This window comes from Pseudomonas sp. FW507-12TSA, from assembly GCF_058781435.1.
This window is the reverse complement of sequence record NZ_JBYSWT010000019.1, coordinates 23,632-41,359: the sequence shown is the minus strand read 5'-3', so window position 1 is coordinate 41,359 and position 17,728 is coordinate 23,632. Positions and strand designations below refer to the sequence as shown.

At 62.3% G+C, this 17,728-nt stretch carries 16 protein-coding genes; 15 read left to right on the top strand and 1 reads right to left on the bottom strand.

Annotated features, from left to right (window positions below; translation table 11 throughout):
• Positions 1-329 precede the first annotated feature (329 nt).
• On the top strand, positions 330-1,160 hold the full coding sequence (locus tag AC3WK8_RS18820; RefSeq protein ID WP_103325490.1) for an alpha/beta fold hydrolase: 831 nt from the start codon (positions 330-332) through the stop codon (positions 1,158-1,160).
• A 308-nt stretch (positions 1,161-1,468) separates the two neighbouring features.
• Positions 1,469-2,059, top strand: coding sequence for an acyl-homoserine-lactone synthase (locus AC3WK8_RS18815; RefSeq protein ID WP_103325491.1), 591 nt, complete (start codon positions 1,469-1,471; stop codon positions 2,057-2,059).
• 36 nt (positions 2,060-2,095) lie between these two features.
• Here the strand turns inward: AC3WK8_RS18815 and AC3WK8_RS18810 are convergent, their stop codons facing one another.
• On the bottom strand, positions 2,096-2,821 hold the full coding sequence (locus AC3WK8_RS18810) for an autoinducer binding domain-containing protein (RefSeq protein ID WP_085599372.1): 726 nt from the start codon (positions 2,819-2,821) through the stop codon (positions 2,096-2,098).
• A 428-nt stretch (positions 2,822-3,249) separates the two neighbouring features.
• Here AC3WK8_RS18810 and AC3WK8_RS18805 point away from each other — a divergent pair, with 428 nt between their 5' ends.
• The 13 genes from AC3WK8_RS18805 to AC3WK8_RS18745 all read left to right on the top strand — a co-directional run bounded on the left by AC3WK8_RS18805 (position 3,250) and on the right by AC3WK8_RS18745 (position 17,726).
• Positions 3,250-3,741 carry a PhzA/PhzB family protein gene (locus tag AC3WK8_RS18805; RefSeq protein ID WP_085599374.1) on the top strand — a complete coding sequence of 164 codons (492 nt, stop codon included), beginning with the start codon at positions 3,250-3,252 and terminating at the stop codon, positions 3,739-3,741.
• 30 nt (positions 3,742-3,771) lie between these two features.
• Positions 3,772-4,263 carry a PhzA/PhzB family protein gene (locus tag AC3WK8_RS18800; protein WP_031321683.1) on the top strand — a complete coding sequence of 164 codons (492 nt, stop codon included), beginning with the start codon at positions 3,772-3,774 and terminating at the stop codon, positions 4,261-4,263.
• A gap of 25 nt (positions 4,264-4,288) precedes the next feature.
• Entirely contained in the window at positions 4,289-5,485 is a 1,197-nt protein-coding gene (locus AC3WK8_RS18795; RefSeq protein WP_103325492.1) for a 3-deoxy-7-phosphoheptulonate synthase, read from the top strand.
• 15 nt (positions 5,486-5,500) lie between these two features.
• Positions 5,501-6,124, top strand: coding sequence for an isochorismatase family protein (locus tag AC3WK8_RS18790; RefSeq protein WP_022640947.1), 624 nt, complete (start codon positions 5,501-5,503; stop codon positions 6,122-6,124).
• Positions 6,121-8,034, top strand: a complete 1,914-nt coding sequence (locus AC3WK8_RS18785) for an anthranilate synthase family protein (RefSeq protein ID WP_103325493.1) — start codon at positions 6,121-6,123, stop codon at positions 8,032-8,034. The genes AC3WK8_RS18790 and AC3WK8_RS18785 overlap by 4 nt, the downstream gene beginning before the upstream one ends.
• 3 nt (positions 8,035-8,037) lie before the next feature.
• Positions 8,038-8,874 (top strand): PhzF family phenazine biosynthesis protein, encoded by an 837-nt coding sequence (locus AC3WK8_RS18780; RefSeq protein WP_022640949.1) that lies wholly within the window; start codon positions 8,038-8,040, stop codon positions 8,872-8,874.
• Positions 8,871-9,539: a phenazine biosynthesis FMN-dependent oxidase PhzG gene (gene phzG, locus AC3WK8_RS18775; protein ID WP_085599380.1), complete on the top strand. Its 669-nt coding sequence runs from the start codon at positions 8,871-8,873 to the stop codon at positions 9,537-9,539. Before AC3WK8_RS18780 ends, phzG begins: the two co-directional genes overlap by 4 nt.
• Positions 9,540-9,679: 140 nt before the next feature.
• On the top strand, positions 9,680-11,512 hold the full coding sequence (gene asnB / locus AC3WK8_RS18770; RefSeq protein ID WP_103325494.1) for an asparagine synthase (glutamine-hydrolyzing): 1,833 nt from the start codon (positions 9,680-9,682) through the stop codon (positions 11,510-11,512).
• A 443-nt stretch (positions 11,513-11,955) separates the two neighbouring features.
• Positions 11,956-14,133 (top strand): type VI secretion system Vgr family protein, encoded by a 2,178-nt coding sequence (locus AC3WK8_RS18765; protein WP_103325495.1) that lies wholly within the window; start codon positions 11,956-11,958, stop codon positions 14,131-14,133.
• A gap of 16 nt (positions 14,134-14,149) precedes the next feature.
• Positions 14,150-14,602, top strand: a complete 453-nt coding sequence (locus AC3WK8_RS18760; RefSeq protein WP_103325496.1) for a DUF6484 domain-containing protein — start codon at positions 14,150-14,152, stop codon at positions 14,600-14,602.
• A 12-nt stretch (positions 14,603-14,614) separates the two neighbouring features.
• Positions 14,615-15,757: a DUF2169 family type VI secretion system accessory protein gene (locus tag AC3WK8_RS18755; RefSeq protein ID WP_103325497.1), complete on the top strand. Its 1,143-nt coding sequence runs from the start codon at positions 14,615-14,617 to the stop codon at positions 15,755-15,757.
• Positions 15,758-15,762: 5 nt separating this feature from the next.
• Positions 15,763-16,818, top strand: coding sequence for a 3-oxoacyl-ACP synthase (locus tag AC3WK8_RS18750; protein WP_085599391.1), 1,056 nt, complete (start codon positions 15,763-15,765; stop codon positions 16,816-16,818).
• A complete protein-coding gene (locus AC3WK8_RS18745) occupies positions 16,815-17,726 on the top strand; it encodes a DUF4150 domain-containing protein (protein ID WP_103325498.1) in 912 nt (303 codons plus the stop codon). Before AC3WK8_RS18750 ends, AC3WK8_RS18745 begins: the two co-directional genes overlap by 4 nt.
• Positions 17,727-17,728 lie beyond the last annotated feature (2 nt).

Here is a 17,728-nt window from a genome sequence, read left to right as displayed (position 1 = left end):
GCCCGCAATTGCGGTGTGGCGACGAACTCAAGGCCCGCTATCGGACTGCAACTCCATACCCCATGCGTTGTCCGGTATAGGGGCGTCATGACGCCCAGCGACACAGGCCGAGGCGGACCGACCAAAGGTATTGACCTTCAAGTCGGCTTCAAACCTAGCCTCGACTCCCGGACAGCCGGGACAGACTCGCGCTGCCCCCGAACGATGGTGCGCGCCAAAGCCGCTACGCTCTAGCTACGCGCGGCCATTGCCCCTCAACGCCAGGCACCGCAGGCTCGTACGCAACCGACCTCCAACGCTCCTGCACTACATAAGAGAGAGATGCGAACATGGGATATGTCACCACACAAGACGGAGTCGAGATTTTCTACAAGGACTGGGGCCCGCGGGACGCCCAGGTCATCTACTTCCACCACGGCTGGCCACTCAGTTCGGACGACTGGGATGCGCAGATGTTGTTCTTCCTCAAGCACGGCTTCCGGGTGGTGGCCCATGACCGCCGTGGCCACGGGCGCTCGAGCCAGGTGTGGGACGGGCACGACATGGACCACTACGCCGATGACGTGGCGGCGGTGGTCAAGCACCTCGGGGTACAGAAGGCAGTGCATGTCGGCCATTCCACCGGTGGTGGCGAAGTGGTGCGCTACATCGCCCGGCATCCCGAGGATGCGGTAGCCAAGGCGGTATTGATCAGCGCCGTACCGCCGCTGATGGTCAAGACCGAGAGCAACCCTGAAGGTCTGCCCAAGTCGGTGTTCGACGACTTGCAGGCGCAGCTCGAAGCCAATCGCGCCCAGTTCTACCAGGACATTCCGGCCGGGCCTTTCTATGGCTATAACCGACCGGGGGCTAAACCGTCCGAGGGCGTGATCCGCAACTGGTGGCGCCAGGGCATGATGGGCAGCGCCAAGGCCCACTACGATGGCATCGTCGCGTTTTCCCAGACCGACTTCAGTGCCGACCTGGCCGGCATCGGCATCCCGGTGCTGGTGATGCACGGCGATGACGACCAGATCGTGCCCCACCATAACTCGGGGGTGCTCTCGGCCAAGCTGCTGGCCAAGGGCACGCTCAAGCTCTACCCCGGTTTACCCCACGGCATGCCTACCAGCCATGCCGATACCATCAATGCCGACCTGCTGGCATTCATTCGCAGCTGATCGCACGAGGGCCAGCCCCTGGCCCTCTTCTCTATTCCTATGGTCGCTACTTCTTCGAACTGGCCAAGCGCTGCGGGCAATGGAGAATCTGCGCAATCGGCCAGGAACTCATCGCCAACCATGGCGCACCTGCACTACACCCAGCGGTACCGGCGAGGGGGCGGTGAGGTGTTGGCCTCCAGGAACGGCCCCCGTGTAAAGCGCCCAGCCCCAATGGAAGGCCTTGGAAACTACCAGATCTTGTAGGTGCCAAGCCGATACCGGTCCTCTATAAGGGACCGCTTTACCTACCCTCGAGGACATCCAGCATGCACATGGAAGAGCACAGGCTGAGCGAGATGAACGATGAGTTGCGTTTTTCGCTAGGGCGTTTCCGCTACGAACAGTTCGTGCAACGGCTGGGATGGCGACTGCCGGCCCATCCCCATCCGGACCAATGCGAATGGGACCAGTACGATACCGAACATGCCCGGTATATCCTGGCCATCAACCGGCAAGGCGCCATCCTCGGCTGTTCGCGGTTGATACCCACCACCTGCCCCAACCTGCTCGAAGGCGTCTTCAGCCAGACCTGCTCAGGCGCACCGCCCAGGCACCCAGCCATTTGGGAAATGACCCGATTCACTACTCGGGAATCACAATTGGCGATGCCGTTGTTCTGGAGAAGCCTGAAGGTCGCCAGCCAGGCGGGGGCCGAGGCCATCGTCGGGGTGGTCAACCGGAGCATGGCGCGCTACTACCAGATCAATGGCGTGCACTATGAACGGCTGGGGCCGCCGACCCTGCACCAGGATGAAAAACTCATCGCCATCAAGCTTTCGGCCCATCGCGAACAGCATCGCCGTGCCCTGGCACCGGCGACTTTGAGTGGCAATACCCCTTTGCAGGAAACCGCCTGAACAGGCCGAGCCGCCCGCAGGCGACTCGGCAGCGGCTCAGATATAGCCCAGGGCAACCGCGTAGGACACCGCCTGGACCCGGTTGCTGGCGCCGATCTTGCGCTGGATGTTGCGGTGGTGGTAGTTCACCGTGTCGGTGCACACCCCCATGATCACGCCGATTTCTTCCGAGGTCTTGCCATCGGCAGTCCAGCGCAGCACATCGCATTCCCGTCCACTGAACTCGACCTGGGCATTGAACACGCTGTCATCGCTTTCCAGTTCAGAGATCTTCTCATGGGCAGCGATGGCGAATGCCCTGGTCACAGGTTTCAAGGCCTCGAACTCCTCGAGGCTGATGGCCTTGCTCCGTCGTGCCAGGCTCAGCAGGCCGACTCGCCCCTGGGCATTGAACGAAGGTTGCGCCAAGCCATGGCACAGGCCCGAATCCCTGGCCTCGGACCAGAACTGTGGGCTGTCGCGAAATAGCTCGTTAGTCCACAGGATCGTGGCCGGGGAAAGCTTGCTGTGCTTCACCGTCGGATCGATCAAGGCGTAGTTTTCCCCCTGGTAGCGCTGCACCCAGTGCTCGGGGTAATTGCTATATATAGATGTCCTGGGGCGCATGAATGGGGTCACGCTACACATGCCGTAGGCAAAGAAGTCGAAACCCAGTTCATGCAAGGCTCTCATCGCGATAACCCTGAATTCTTCAGTATCAGCGGCTTGTGCAAAGATACTGTAAAAATAAGCGTCCCATCCAAACAGCTGTCCTAATTCCATTTTGAACACCACTAAAGTTTGAACGAGGTCGTGAGACTAGACCAAACTGAACTCATGTCAACAGGTAAATCGGAAGCTCCATAGACGTCTTCGTACTAATACTAGATTTGTACTATATAGTTAAACTCGCTAGCCATAAGCCAGTATCTACTCTCGATATTACTAGGCCATTACCGGTCTTAAGACGACGAACGCACGATTCTCTTCACGATACTGAAACAGTCCTTCCGAATGGCTTCTTAGCCACCCTCGCTACAAGATCTGGTAGTTCCAACGCCAAGAAACGCAAGTGTATAAACAACCCCCATTCAACGCCGTTACAACAGCAAGATTCTTGATGGCTGAAACTAATTTCGCCCAGAAATAGTTAACCAGACATTTACTTTATTTTAGAAAACAATGGTTCTAATTAAGTGAGGATGCTGCCCATGACTGCTTCAAGCGCTCCCAGCGACTTTGATGATCAAGTTGAACTTCGCAGGAAAAATCGAGCTACCGTCGAGCAGTACATGCGTACTAATGGCAAAGATCGCCTACGTCGCCATGAGTTGTTCACCAAGGATGGCAGCGTCGCTTCCTGGACCAACGAAACCGGAAAACCCCTGGAATTCAGGGGCCATGCCAAGCTCGCCGCTCTCGGCGCGTGGATCGAGAAGTGCTTCCCGGACTGGGAATTCCACAATGTACGGATTTTCGCCACCAACGATCCCAATCACTTCTGGGTGGAAAGCGACGCTCGTGGCAAGACTCGGGTACCGGGTTATCCCGAGGGATATTGCGAGAATCATTACATTCATTCCTTCGAACTGGACAACGGCAAGATCACCCAGAGCCGTGAGTTCATGAACCCTTTCGACCAACTTCGCGGCCTCGGTGTCCCGGTACCGAAGATCCAGCGTGCAGGTATTCCTGCCTCATAAGTCAAGTCCTTAAAACATTGGAGAAAGACCATGCCAAACAGCGCTGCACGTCAACTAAATGAGCACGACACCACTGAACTTCGCCGGAAAAATCGCGCCACCGTAGAGCAATACATGCATACCAAGGGCCAAGACCGCCTGCGTCGTCACGAGCTATTTACCGAGGATGGTTCTGGCGGCCTCTGGACCACGGATACCGGTGCGCCAATTGCCATCAACGGCAAGTCCAAGTTGGCCGAACATGCTGTCTGGTCACTCAAGTGCTTCCCGGATTGGGAGTGGTACAACATCCAGATATTTGAAACCGATGATCCCAATCATATCTGGGTCGAGTGCGATGGACACGGCAAGATCCTGTTTCCAGGATATCCGGAAGGTTATTACGAAAATCACTTCCTGCATTCTTTCGAATTGCAGGACGGCAAGATCAAACAGAACCGCGAGTTCATGAATGTCTTCCAGCAACTGCGCGCCCTGGGTATTCCGGTGCCGCAGATCAAGCGCGAAGGCATTCCTACCTGAATCCCATCCAGAGAGTGATCGCATCATGGAAGACTTACTGAACCGAGTTCTAAGTTGTGAAGCGTTGCAGCAACCTCAATGGAGCGAACCTTCACAATTGCACGATGCGCAGGCCTATCTCCGGGACAGCGCGCCGCTGATTCGCGTCGAAGACGTCCTGGTGCTGCGGGAGACCTTGGCCAAGGTCGCCGGCGGCGAGGCGATGGTCATCCAGTCCGGTGATTGCGCCGAGGACATGAGCGAGAGCTCTCCCAACCACGTGGCCCGCAAAGCCGCGGTGCTGGACATGCTCGCCGGTGCATTGCGCCTGGTGACCCAACAGCCGGTGGTGCGAGTGGGGCGGATCGCCGGGCAGTTCGCCAAGCCCCGTTCCAACAACAGCGAACGCATCGGCGACGTCGAGTTGCCGGTGTATCGCGGTGACATGGTCAACGGCCGCGAGGCCGTCGACAGCCATCGCCAACATGACGCCCAGCGCCTGGTGCGTGGTTATCGGGCCGCCCAGGACATCATGCAGCACCTGGGCTGGAGCGAACCTGTGGACCAGGAGCCACTGAGCGGTTCACCGGCCTGGACCAGCCACGAGATGCTGGTACTGGACTACGAACTGCCCCAGGTCCGCCAGGACGAACAAGGCCGGGTATTTCTCGGCTCGACACACTGGCCGTGGATCGGCGAGCGCACCCGGCAATTGACCGGCGCCCATGTGGCGCTGCTCAGCGAGGTGCTCAACCCGGTGGCTTGCAAGGTCGGTCCGGACATCACCCGCGAGCAGTTGCTGAGCCTCTGCGAACGCCTGGACCCGCGTCGCGAGCCGGGCCGCTTGACCCTGATCGCCCGCATGGGCGCGCACAAGGTCGGTGATCGCCTGCCGCCCCTGGTCGAAGCGGTCCGCGGTGCCGGGCACAAGATCATCTGGCTCAGCGACCCGATGCACGGCAATACCATAGTCGCCCCGTGCGGCAACAAGACCCGCATGGTGCGGACCATCACCGAGGAAATCATCGCCTTCAAGCATGCCGTGACTGCGGCTGGGGGCGTGGCTGCCGGCCTGCATCTGGAGACCACTCCCGACGAGGTCAGCGAATGCGTTTCCGACGTCATGGAGCTGGACCGGGTCGCCAGCCAATACAAGAGCCTGTGCGATCCGCGCCTGACTCCCTGGCAAGCCATCACCGCGGTGATGGCCTGGAAGAACTCGCCCTCACCCGCCCTTTTCTGACTGGAGTTAGTCGCCATGACCGGCATTCCATCGATCATTCCCTATGCCCTGCCCACTTCCCGCGACCTGCCCGTCAATCTCGCGCAATGGCATATAGACCCCGAACGCGCCGTACTGCTGGTACATGACATGCAGCGCTATTTCCTGCGGCCCTTGCCCGAGACCCTGCGCGAAAGCGTCGTCGGCAATGCCGCACGCATTCGCCAGTGGGCCGCCGATAACCAGATCCCGGTGGCCTACACCGCCCAACCCGGGAGCATGAGCGAAGAGCAACGAGGATTGCTCAAGGACTTCTGGGGGCCGGGCATGCAGGCCAGCCCCGGCGATCGCGAGGTGGTCGACGCCCTGGCGCCCCGTCCCGGCGACTGGCTGCTGACCAAGTGGCGCTACAGCGCGTTCTTCAATTCCGACCTGCTCGAGCGCATGCGCGAGAGCGGTCGTGACCAACTGATCCTCTGCGGGGTGTACGCCCACGTGGGAGTATTGATTTCCACAGTGGATGCCTATTCCAACGACATCCAGCCGTTCCTGGTGGCCGATGCGATCGCCGACTTCAGCAAGGAGCACCACTGGATGGCCATCGAATACGCCGCCAGCCGCTGCGCCATGGTCGTGACCACCGATGAGGTGCTGCTATGAACCAGGCCAGCGCCCCGCTGATCGAACGTATCCTGCAACCGGCCCCCGGGCCCTTTGCCCTGCTCTACCGTCCGGAGGCCACTGGCCCGGGATTGCTGGACGTCCTGGTGGGCAAGATGTCGGAACCCCGCCACTTGGCGGATATCGAGCTGCCCGCCACCACCATCGGCGCACCGCGCCTGGACGTGCTGACGCTGATCCCCTATCGGCAGATCGCCGAGCGCGGCTTCGAGGCCGTGGACGACCAGTCGCCGCTCCTGGCAATGAACATCACCGAGCAGCAATCCATCGGCATCGAGCAGTTGCTGCAGCTGCTGCCCGATGAGCCGATCCAGCTGGACAGCGAGCGCTTCGACCTGAGCGACGAAAGCTACGCCGAGATCGTCAGCCAGGTGATCGCCAACGAAATCGGCTCAGGGGAAGGCGCCAACTTCGTGATCAAGCGCACCTTCCTGGCGGAGATCAGCGACTACGGCCCGACCAAGGCCCTGTCGTTCTTCCGGCACCTGCTGGAACGGGAAAAAGGCTCCTACTGGACCTTTATCATCCACACCGGCGAGCGGACCTTCGTCGGTGCCTCGCCCGAGCGCCACATCAGCGTCAAGGATGGCCTGGCGGTGATGAATCCCATCAGCGGCACCTACCGCTATCCGCCCGCCGGCCCCAGCCTGGCCGAAGTCATGGAGTTCCTGGCCAACCGCAAGGAAGCCGAAGAGCTGTACATGGTGGTGGACGAAGAACTGAAGATGATGGCGCTGATCTGCGAGGACGGCGGCCACGTCCGTGGTCCGTACCTCAAGGAAATGGCCCACCTGGCCCACACCGAGTACTTCATCGAGGGCAAGACCCGCCGCGATGTGCGCGACATCCTGCGCGAGACCCTGTTCGCGCCGACGGTCACCGGCAGCCCGCTGGAAAGCGCCTGCCGGGTGATCCGGCGCTACGAGCCCCAAGGGCGTGGCTACTACAGCGGCATGGCGGCGTTGATCGGCAATGACGGCAAGGGCGGACGGTCCCTGGACTCGGCGATCCTGATCCGTACCGCCGACATCGATGACCAGGGCCAGGTGCGCATCAGCGTCGGCTCGACCATCGTCCGTCATTCCGACCCGCTGGGCGAAGCCGCGGAAAGCCGGGCCAAGGCCGCCGGCCTGATCGCCGCACTGAAGAACCAGACCCCCTCGCGCTTTGGCGACCACCTGCAAGTGCGCGCCGCCCTGGCCAGCCGCAACGCCTATGTCTCGGATTTCTGGCTGATGGACAGCCAGCAGCGCCAGCAGGTGCAAAGCGACTTCAACGGGCGCCAGGTGCTGATCGTCGATGCCGAAGATACCTTCACCTCGATGATCGCCAAGCAGCTGCGGTCCCTGGGGTTGCTGGTGACCGTGCGCAGCTTCAACGACGAGTACAGCTTCGACGGCTACGACCTGGTGATCATGGGCCCCGGCCCCGGCAACCCCAGCGAGATCCAGCAGCCGAAGATCAACCACCTGCACCTGGCCATCCGCACCCTGCTCACTGAGCAGCGGCCCTTCGTCGCGGTGTGCCTGAGCCACCAGGTCCTGAGCCTGTGCCTGGGCCTGGAGCTGCAGCGCCGGGAGATCCCCAACCAGGGCGTGCAGAAGCAGATCGACCTGTTCGGCAACCCCGAGCGGGTAGGCTTCTACAACACCTTCGCGGCCCAGAGCACGAGCAGTCGCCTGGATGTCGAAGGCGTCGGCACCATCGAGATCAGCCGCGACAGCGAGACCGGCGAGGTACATGCCTTGCGCGGGCCGGCGTTCGCCTCGATGCAGTTCCACGCCGAGTCGCTGTTGACCCAGGAAGGCCCGCGGATCATGGCCGACCTGCTGCGCCATGCCCTCATCAATACCCCCGCCGACAGCAACGCTTCGGCGGCCCGGAGATAACCCATGCACGAATACGTCATCATCGACGCCTTTGCCAGCACCCCGCTGGAAGGCAATCCGGTCGCGGTGTTCTTCAACGCCGACGACCTGAGCGCTACCCAGATGCAGCGCATCGCCCGGGAAATGAACCTCTCGGAAACCACTTTCGTGCTCAAGCCGCGCAACAGCGGCGACTGGCTGGTCAGGATCTTCACCCCGGTCAACGAACTGCCCTTCGCCGGCCACCCGCTATTGGGCACCGCCATCGCCCTGGGCGCCCATACCGAGAATCACCGGCTGTACCTGGAAACCCAGATGGGCACCATCGCCTTCGAGCTGGAACGCCAGAACGGCAGCGTGATCGCCGCCAGCATGGACCAGCCGATTCCCACCTGGTCGGCCCTGGGCCGCGATGCCGAGTTGCTCAAGGCCCTGGGCATCGAGTCCTCGACCTTTCCCATCGAGATCTATCACAACGGCCCGCGCCACGTGTTCGTCGGCCTGCCGAGCATCGAGGCGTTGTCCGCCCTGCATCCCGATCACCGCGCCTTGTCGAACTTCCACGACATGGCCATCAACTGCTTTGCCGGTTCCGGGCGGCGCTGGCGCAGCCGGATGTTCTCGCCGGCCTATGGCGTGGTGGAGGATGCCGCCACTGGCTCGGCCGCCGGGCCACTGGCCATCCACCTGGCTCGCCACGGCCAGTTGCCGTTCGGCCAGCAGGTGGAGATTCTCCAGGGCGTGGAGATCGGTCGACCTTCACTGATGTTCGCCAGGGCCGAAGGCCGGGCCGAGCAGCTCAAGCGAGTCGAAGTTTCCGGTAATGGCGTGCTCTTCGGGCGGGGGACCATCGTGCTATGAACAATCCACTACAAGGCAAGCCTCTGTTGGGCAGCGGTATGTCGGAGTCCCTCACCGGTACCCTGGATGCGCCGTTCCCCGAGTTCCAGAGCCTGCCGGACGAGCCCATGGGCGTGTTGCGCAACTGGCTCGAACGCGCCCGCCGCGTCGGCATCCGTGAACCCAAGGCGCTGGCCCTGGCCACCGCCGACAACCAGGGCCGGCCTTCGACCCGGATCGTGGTGATCAGCGAGATCACCGACACCGGCCTGCTGTTCAGCACCCATGCCGGCAGCCAGAAAGGCCGCGAGCTGACCCAGAACCCCTGGGCCTCGGGAGTCCTGTATTGGCGCGAGACCAGCCAGCAAATCATCCTCAACGGCCGGGCGGTGCGCTTGCCGGATGCCAAGGCCGACGAGGCCTGGTTGAACCGGCCCTATGCCACGCATCCGATGTCCTCGGTATCGCGCCAAAGCGAGGAACTGCTGGATATCCAGGCCATGCGCGACGCCGCCCGGGAGCTGGCGCAGGTCTCGGGGCCGTTGCCGCGGCCCGCAGGTTACTGCGTGTTCGAGCTGCGGCTGGAGTCCGTGGAGTTCTGGGGCAACGGCCAGGAGCGCCTGCATGAACGCTTGCGCTATGACCGCAGTGACAAGGGCTGGGAGGTACGACGCCTGCAACCCTGAATAAGGCAAGTGTTGGTACGGGATCTACCGCGCGATGGATTGGCACTGGGGGCAAGACACTGCGGTTTATCCGACATGCGTCATGGAAGTCTTTCCGGCCATCCTCACGCGGCTCATTGATAAATCAGAGGAGTTGCTAAATGTGTGGTCTCACAGGATGGGTAGACTATACGCGCAGGCTCGAAGGGGAAAATCCTGCAATTCGCGCCATGACCAATACGCTCGCGTTTCGCGGGCCTGATGCCGAGGGAACATGGAAGCATCGGCATGCCCTTCTGGGGCACCGGCGGCTGGCGGTCATCGATCTGGACGGTGGCGTCCAGCCGATGATCTATCGTTTCGCCGATGGCCAGGAGGTCGCGCTGGTCTACACCGGCGAGGTCTACAACCACGACGCGTTACGCGAGCAGCTGCGGCAACTGGGGCATGAGTTCCAGACCCGCAGCGACACCGAAGTCGTGCTGCATGCCTACCTGCAATGGGGCGAGCGCTGCTGCGAATACCTCACCGGCATGTTCGCCTTCGCCCTGTTCGACGGGCGCGATGGCCACCTGTTGCTGGTCCGCGATCGCCTGGGAATCAAGCCGCTGTTCTACGCTCGGCATCGCGATGGCCTGCTCTTCGCCTCGGAGATCAAGGCCATCCTGGCTCACCCGGAATTCACCGCGACCCTGGAAACCACCGGGCTGGCCGATGTGCTCACGCTGTCCAAGGGCACCGACCAGACCCCGTTCAGGCACCTGATGGAGCTGCTTCCCGGCCATCTCCTGTCCTGGCGTCCCAATGGACCGATAAAACTGCGCAACTACTGGGAGGTACGCCGCCAGGAGCACCAGGACGATGTGCAGACCACGGTGCACAAGACTCGCGAGCTGGTCACCCAGGCGCTGGGGACCCAGTTGCATGCCGACGTTCCCGTGTGCTCGCTGCTGTCCGGCGGGCTCGACTCCACCACCCTCACGGCGATCGCCCAGCGTCTGGAAAAGGCCAGGACCGGCGGTGATATCAATTCCTTCTCCCTGGACTTCACCGGCCAGGCCGAGCATTTCAAGAGCGACGATCTACGTCCCGACCTGGACCAGCCCTTTGCCTTGCTGGCCGCAAAAGCCATAGGCAGCCAGCACCAGACCGTGCTTATCGACAACGCGGAGCTTGTCAGCGACCTGGCCCGCCGCGAGGTGTTCCGGGCCAAGGACGTGCCGCTCACCTTCGGCGACATGGATACCTCCCTGAACCTGATGTTCAGGGAGATCCGCAAGCACTCCACGGTGGCCATCTCCGGCGAAGGCGCCGATGAGGTGTTCGGCGGCTATAGCTGGTTCCGTGATCCTAAGGTCGTGGCCAGCGCGAACTTTCCCTGGGCATCGCGGGTGCACTTGCAGGCGGGTTTCATCAACCCGGATTTCACCCGCCGGTGCGACCTGGCCAAGTACCAGCAGGCGAGCTACGACGATGCCCTGCGCCAGGTCGAGCACCTGGCCCAGGACAGCCCGCAGGAACGGCGGATGCGCGAGATTTGCCACATGCACCTGAAACGCTGGATGGTGATCCTGCTCGATCGCAAGGACCGCCTGAGCATGTGCAACAGCCTGGAGGTACGTGTGCCGTTCACCGATCACCAACTGGTCGAGTACGTCTACAACGTGCCGTGGTCGATCAAGAGCAAGGACGGCCAGGAGAAGTGGCTGCTCAAGCAGGCCTGTGCCGACTATGTTCCAGAGGCGGTGCTCAAGCGCAGGAAAAGCCCCTATCCGACTTCGGCGAACCTGGGCTATGAACGCTTCCTGCGCCGCAGCACCGAGCAATTGCTGCAGGACGTCGGCAACCCGGTGTTCGGCATCGTCTCCCACGCTCATGTCACCGAGGAACTGCGCCAGCCCGAGGGCTACTTCAATACGCAGATGAGCCGGCATGGCCTGGAAACTGCGCTGGCACTGGACGCCTGGCTGCGCTCCCACGGGCTTGCGGTCTGATCGACACGGGCCAGCCCTCCCGGGTTGGCCACCATCCCCCGCCGCCCCCGCGTTCTGCGCGGGCCACCTGGCCTGGAGCCAGTCCTTGCCGGGAGCCGCCCCTGCTCCCGGCTCCTCTTTCTTTACAGGGCGGCGACCCTTGGCAACAGCGGGCCAACCGCCATCTATCGGCCTTGGAAATAATTTCAATAGCCAAACAGACTAAGCAGGCGATCACTGGGCAGCGGACCTGCACCGAGGCAGTGGCCGCCCCTGGAACAGGAGCGTTTCTTGACAGCCGGCCAATAGCGCTAAAACTTCAGGTGCAGATGACACGGACGATACGGAGATCCCCTGTGCGGATGAATAACGATAACGACGCCGAACACGGCTCCCCTCTTCTACTCCTGCCCTGCTCCCCGACGGCCGACTGACGTCCCGAGACCTGCCAGAGGAAGCCGTGCATGCCCATCACGCAAAGCACCCGCCTAGTACAAGTCGATAGTCCCCTTGGCGAAAACGTCCTGCTGTTGCAGGGCATGGAGGGCAGTGAAGAACTGGGGCGGTTGTTCCACTACGAATTGGACCTCACCTCCGAGGACCGTGCGATCAGGTTCGACCAGTTGCTGGGCAAACCGATGTGCCTGGGCCTGGAACTGCCCGAAGGCGGCAGGCGCTACTTCCACGGCATCGCCTGCGGTTGCCGGCAACTGACCGGGCATGGTCAGTTCGCGAGTTATCGCGTCACCCTGCGGCCCTGGTTCTGGTTGCTCACCCGGACCTCGGACTGCCGGATCTTCCAGAACCAGAACGTGCCGGACATCATCAAGCAGGTGTTTCGCGACCTGGGCTTCTCCGATTTCGAAGACAGCCTGAGCACCAACTATCGCCAATGGGAATACTGCGTGCAGTACCGCGAGACCAGCTTCGACTTCGTCAGCAGGCTGATGGAGCAGGAAGGCATCTATTATTACTTTCGCCATGAGAAGGACCGCCACGTACTGGTGCTGGCCGATGCCTACGGCGCCCATGGCGCCGCGCCAGGCTACACGTCAGTGCCCTTCTATCCATCCGACCAGCAGATGCGCGAGCGTGACCACTTCTACGACTGGCAACTGGCACGGGAAGTACAATCCGGCTCGCTGGCGTTGAACGACTACGACTTCCTGCGTCCGCGCGCGAGCCTCGAAGTCCGCTCCAGTGTGCCGCGCAACCACAGCAACAGCGACCACTCGCTCTACGACTATCCCGGCGAATACCTGCAAAGCAACGATGGCGAGCATTACGCCCGCACCCGCATCGAGGCCATTCACAGCCAGTTCGAACGCGTGCAGCTGCGCGGGCGGGCCCGTGGCTTGGGTTCAGGCCACCTGTTCAAGCTGACAGGCTACGACCGTGCCGATCAGAACCGCGAATACCTGGTGGTGATCGCCCGATACCAGATCCGTCAGGAAGCCTATGAAAGCGGGCAAGCGGAACTGGCCGAGCCATTCCTCAGCGAACTGGACTGCATGGACGCCAACCAAGTCTTCCGGCCCCTGCATCTGACCCCGATGCCCGTTGTCCGCGGCCCCCAGACAGCAGTGGTGGTCGGCCCCGATGGCGAGGAAATCTGGACCGACCAGTACGGTCGGGTCAAGGTGCATTTCCATTGGGATCGTCATGACCAGTCCAACGAAAACAGCTCCTGCTGGATTCGTGTCTCCCAGGCCTGGGCCGGCAAGAACTGGGGAGCCATCCAGCTCCCGCGGATCGGCCAGGAGGTGATCGTCAGCTTCCTCGAGGGTGATCCCGACCGCCCGATCATCACCGGTCGCGTATACAACGCCGAGCAGGCCGTGCCCTACAAACTGCCGGCCAATGCCACCCAGAGCGGAGTGAAAAGCCGCTCGAGCAAGGACGGCTCATCGGCCAACTTCAATGAAATCCGCATGGAGGACAAGAAAGGCGCCGAGCAGTTGTTCATCCACGCCGAGAAGAACCAGGACATCGAGGTCGAGAACGACGAAACCCATTGGGTCGGCCACGACCGCAGCAAGACCATCGATAACGACGAGACCGTGCGCGTCAAGCACGACCGCAGCGAAAGAGTGGACAACCACGAGAGCATTTCCATCGGCGTGAACCGTACCGAAGAGGTCGGCAACAATGAAAAAATCACCATCGGCGTCAATCGCACCGAGCGCGTAGGCAGCAACGAAACCATCACCATCGGTGCCAACCGCACGGAAAAGGTCGGCGCCAACGAAGACATCACCATCGCCAGCCACCGGAGCGAAGACGTGGGCGGCAACGAAAGCATCGCCATTGGCGGCAACCGCGATGAAAGCGTCAAGGGCAACGAAAGCATCGAGATCGATGGTAACCACAGCAGCCGTATCGGCCAGAACGAATCCCGCGACGTGGCCCGCAATCGCGGTACCGAGATTGGCCAGGACGACCGCCTGGACGTTGGCAAGCACTTCATCCTCGACGCCGGCGACTCCATCAGCCTGACCACGGGCGACGCCAGCATCACCCTGAAAAAAGACGGCACCATCACAATCAGCGGCAAGAACATCACCCTCGACGGCACCGGCGCCATCCACATCAAGGCCAGCCGGAATGTCGTCGTCAAGGGTCAGAAGATATTGCAGAACTAGCCATGGAGCCTGCGTCATGACCGTGCAATGCCTGCCTCCCGCCACCTGCGCCCCCACCCGGATGGACGGGGTCGTGCTGGGCGTACTGCTGGATGTGCCCAGTGCCCAGACCCCCGTGGTGGCCTTTCCCGGCTGCCCGCTCGCCAGCGGGCTGGTGGCCCGTACCACCACGGTGCTCGATCGCCAAGACATCGGTGCCCAGGTAGCCCTGATGTTCGAGGCTGGCGACCTTGCCCGGCCGTTGGTGATCGGGCGTATCCAGCGCCTGCCGGAAAGCGCGGCGCCTGCCGTCGCCCATCTTGATGGCGAGCGCCTGGAACTCTGCGCAGAACGGGAAATCGTCCTGCGTTGTGGCAAGGCCAGCATCACCCTCACCCGCGAAGGCAAGGTGCTGATCCGCGGTGCATACCTGTCGAGTCGATCATCGGGGGTCAATCGAATCAAGGGCGGATCGGTGCAGATCAACTGAGGCGACAGGGCCATGGAACTGATAAACAAGACTCGTCTGGAGGCCGGCTATACCACCTCCACCGACAAGACCGGCCGCGAGTGGCTGGTGCTGGTCGCCAAGGGCACCTATGGCATTCCCGAACACCACGGCCATGCGCCACGGCTGCTGGAGCAACAGTTGCCGCTGGTCATGGCGGATGTCTTTCCCGGCGCCCCCGGAGAGTCGCCGGCGTTGTACGAAAATGACTTTGCCCTGTACAAGCCACGCTGCGATGTGCTGCTCAATGGCCACTGCCATGCGCCCAACGGGCAGCCCGTCACCCAGGTGAACGTGGCGCTGAAGATCGGCAGCCTGGTCAAGGCGTTCAAGGTCGTCGGGCCCCGGGTCTACGAGGCCAGTGCCTTCTCGTGTTCGGTTGGCGACCCTGCGCCGTTCACCAGGATGCCCGTCAGTTATGCCCACGCATTCGGTGGCGTGGACAGGACTCCTGCCGACGCCAGCCAACACAAATGGTATCCCTGGAATCACACCGGCGTTGGCTTCCATCCGGGCGCGCAGTTGGAGCAACTCCACGGTTTGCCCCTGCCCAATAGCGAGGAGCTGGACACCCCGGTTACCGACCCTGGGGGCGACTACCGGCCCATGGCATTCGGCCCGGTGGGCCGGGCCTGGCAGCAGCGCATCCACTGGGCCGGCACCTACGACCAGGCGTGGTTGGACCAGCAGTTTCCCTTCCTGCCGGAAGATTTCGACCTGCACTATTTCCAGTGCGCCCCCGAGGATCAGCAGATCGACTACCCCCAAGGCGCGGAAGAAGTGGCGCTGCTCAATCTCGATGCCCGAGGCAGGACCGCATTCCAGCTGCCGGCCAACCTCAAGCTTGTGATGCTGGTGGTTTTTCACGATGACAACGTCCGGGAAACCACAGCGGTGGTCGATACCATCCTGATCGAGCCCGATGCCCAACGCCTGGTCCTGACCTGGCGGGCGTCCTCGCCCCTGGGCCGCAACATCAGGGAAGTCGCCAAGGTGATCGTCGGGCAAAGGCTCGAGCGCTTCGAGCAAGCCCGGGCCCATGAAAGACGCATGCAGGGCAAGCAGCACTTCAAGTCGCTGGACTTGTTGATCCACTGGGCGACAGCCACATCGTCACCCGCACCAGAGGCGAGCTAAACCCCGTGGACGGTACCTCCCTGTTCGTCACCGGCATGGGCCTGACCTGCCCCGTCGGCACCAGCGTGGCCAGCGCGTGCGCCGCCAAGCGCGCCGGATTGTCGGCCTTGCAGGAGCTGCCATTGCTGGACAACGCGGCCGAACCCATCATTGGCGCACAGGTTCCCGGTATTGACCTGACCCTGCCCGCCCCCGCGCGCCTGTGCCATCTCATGCTGCAGGCGCTGGGCGAGTTGCTGGCAGGCACACCGCGACTGGACTGGCAGGCGATACCCTTCCTGCTGTGTCTGGCCGAGCCGGAGCGCCCTGGCGTGAACATCAGGGCCCTGGCCCAGACGATTATCCAGGAGCTGTCGGGCACGCTGGGCATCCAGGTCCACCTGGGCCATTCCAGGATCATTCCGACCGGGCATGTGGCGGCCATGCACGCCCTGGAAGAAGCTGGCCGGCTGATTCGCGAGACGCACGCGCCAGCCTGCCTGGTGGGCGGGGTCGACTCGCTCTTGGCGGCTTCGACCTTGCGATGGCTGGACGGCGATCGTCGGCTGAAGACGGCGATCAACCGGGACGGCCTGTTTCCCGGCGAGGGTGCCGCGGCGATCCTGGTCCAGGCCCACAGCCTGCCTGGCACCTGCCTGCAGGTGGCGGGCCTGGGTGTCGGCCAGGAACCTGCCCCTTTGCTCTCCGGCAAACCACTGCGCGGCGACGGTCTGGCCGCCGCCGCGCGCACGGCGCTGGCGCAGGCCCGGCTGGGTTTCCATGAAATCGACCTGCGCCTGTCCGATGCCACTGGAGAGCAATACGGATTCAAGGAGCTTCCCCTGATGCAGGCCCGGCTGGCACGAGTCGTGAGAAAGGAGGACCAACCGCTCTGGCACTGGTCCGAGGCCATGGGCGATACCGGGGCGATTGCCGGGATCATCCAGCTGATTCTTGCAGACCAGGCGCTGCGCAAAGGCTACGCCCCTGGAACAAATGCGATGTGCATGACTAGCGCCTTGGGCGGTGCACGGGCAGTTGCCGTGGTGCGCGACGCCAGGCCAACCGGGAGTCGATCATGAGCTGCGAGGTCTACGCCAACGGCGACGAGATTGCCTGCAAGGCAGGCGGCGGCAAGGTCATCGCCGCGTTCCCGGATGTGTGCCTGACGCCCCCGGCACCTCCGGCAGGGCCGATTCCGGTGCCTTATCCCGATACCTCCTATTCCCGGGACATGAAAAAAGGCAGCAGGACGGTGAAGATCAAGCGCAAGGAGGTGATGCTGAAGAATCTTTCCTACTACAAGACCTCGCCCCTGGGCGATGAGGCAGCGACCCGCAGCCAGGGGGCCGGGATCATCACCCATGTGATCACCGGCAAGACCTATTTCGTTTCGTGGACCCTGGATGTGCTGTTCGAAGGCCAGAACATCGACCGGCATACCGACCTCACCACGTCGAACCATGCCAGCCCGGTCGCCAATGCCGCGGTGCCCATGGTCAACACGGCCAAATATGCGCCAGTGCAACAGGACTCCAGGGTGCCGGGCAAGCACAAGTGTGAATGCTGTGGCGGCGCAGCCCACAGTGAAGCCCAGGCGAAAGGCGAATACCTTTCCGAAGACGAGTTCTACGACACTGCGCAAAGCCCGCAGAACGCGAGCCTGCTGGCCAAGGTCCGCGCCGATCCCAAGTGCAGGCACCTACTGCCTCCTGCCGGGAAGGCGCCCAGTGGCTGCAACAAGTACTACAAGACCAGCATTCGCGAGAAAAAGAACATCGAGAACGACTGGGCGATGAACAGGCCCGGCTACATGGCCTGGCAAGGCGTACCGCCAGGAGAACCCGTCGCCCATCGGGTTCCCAAGGCGGCCGGCGGCTGCCCTGCCGGACAGGGAAACCTGGCGCCCACCGGTCGCAAGTGTGCCAAGCTCGAAACCCAACTCAGTGCATTGCAAGATTCACGCGCCACTAGTTTGCGCAGGCCCTGAAA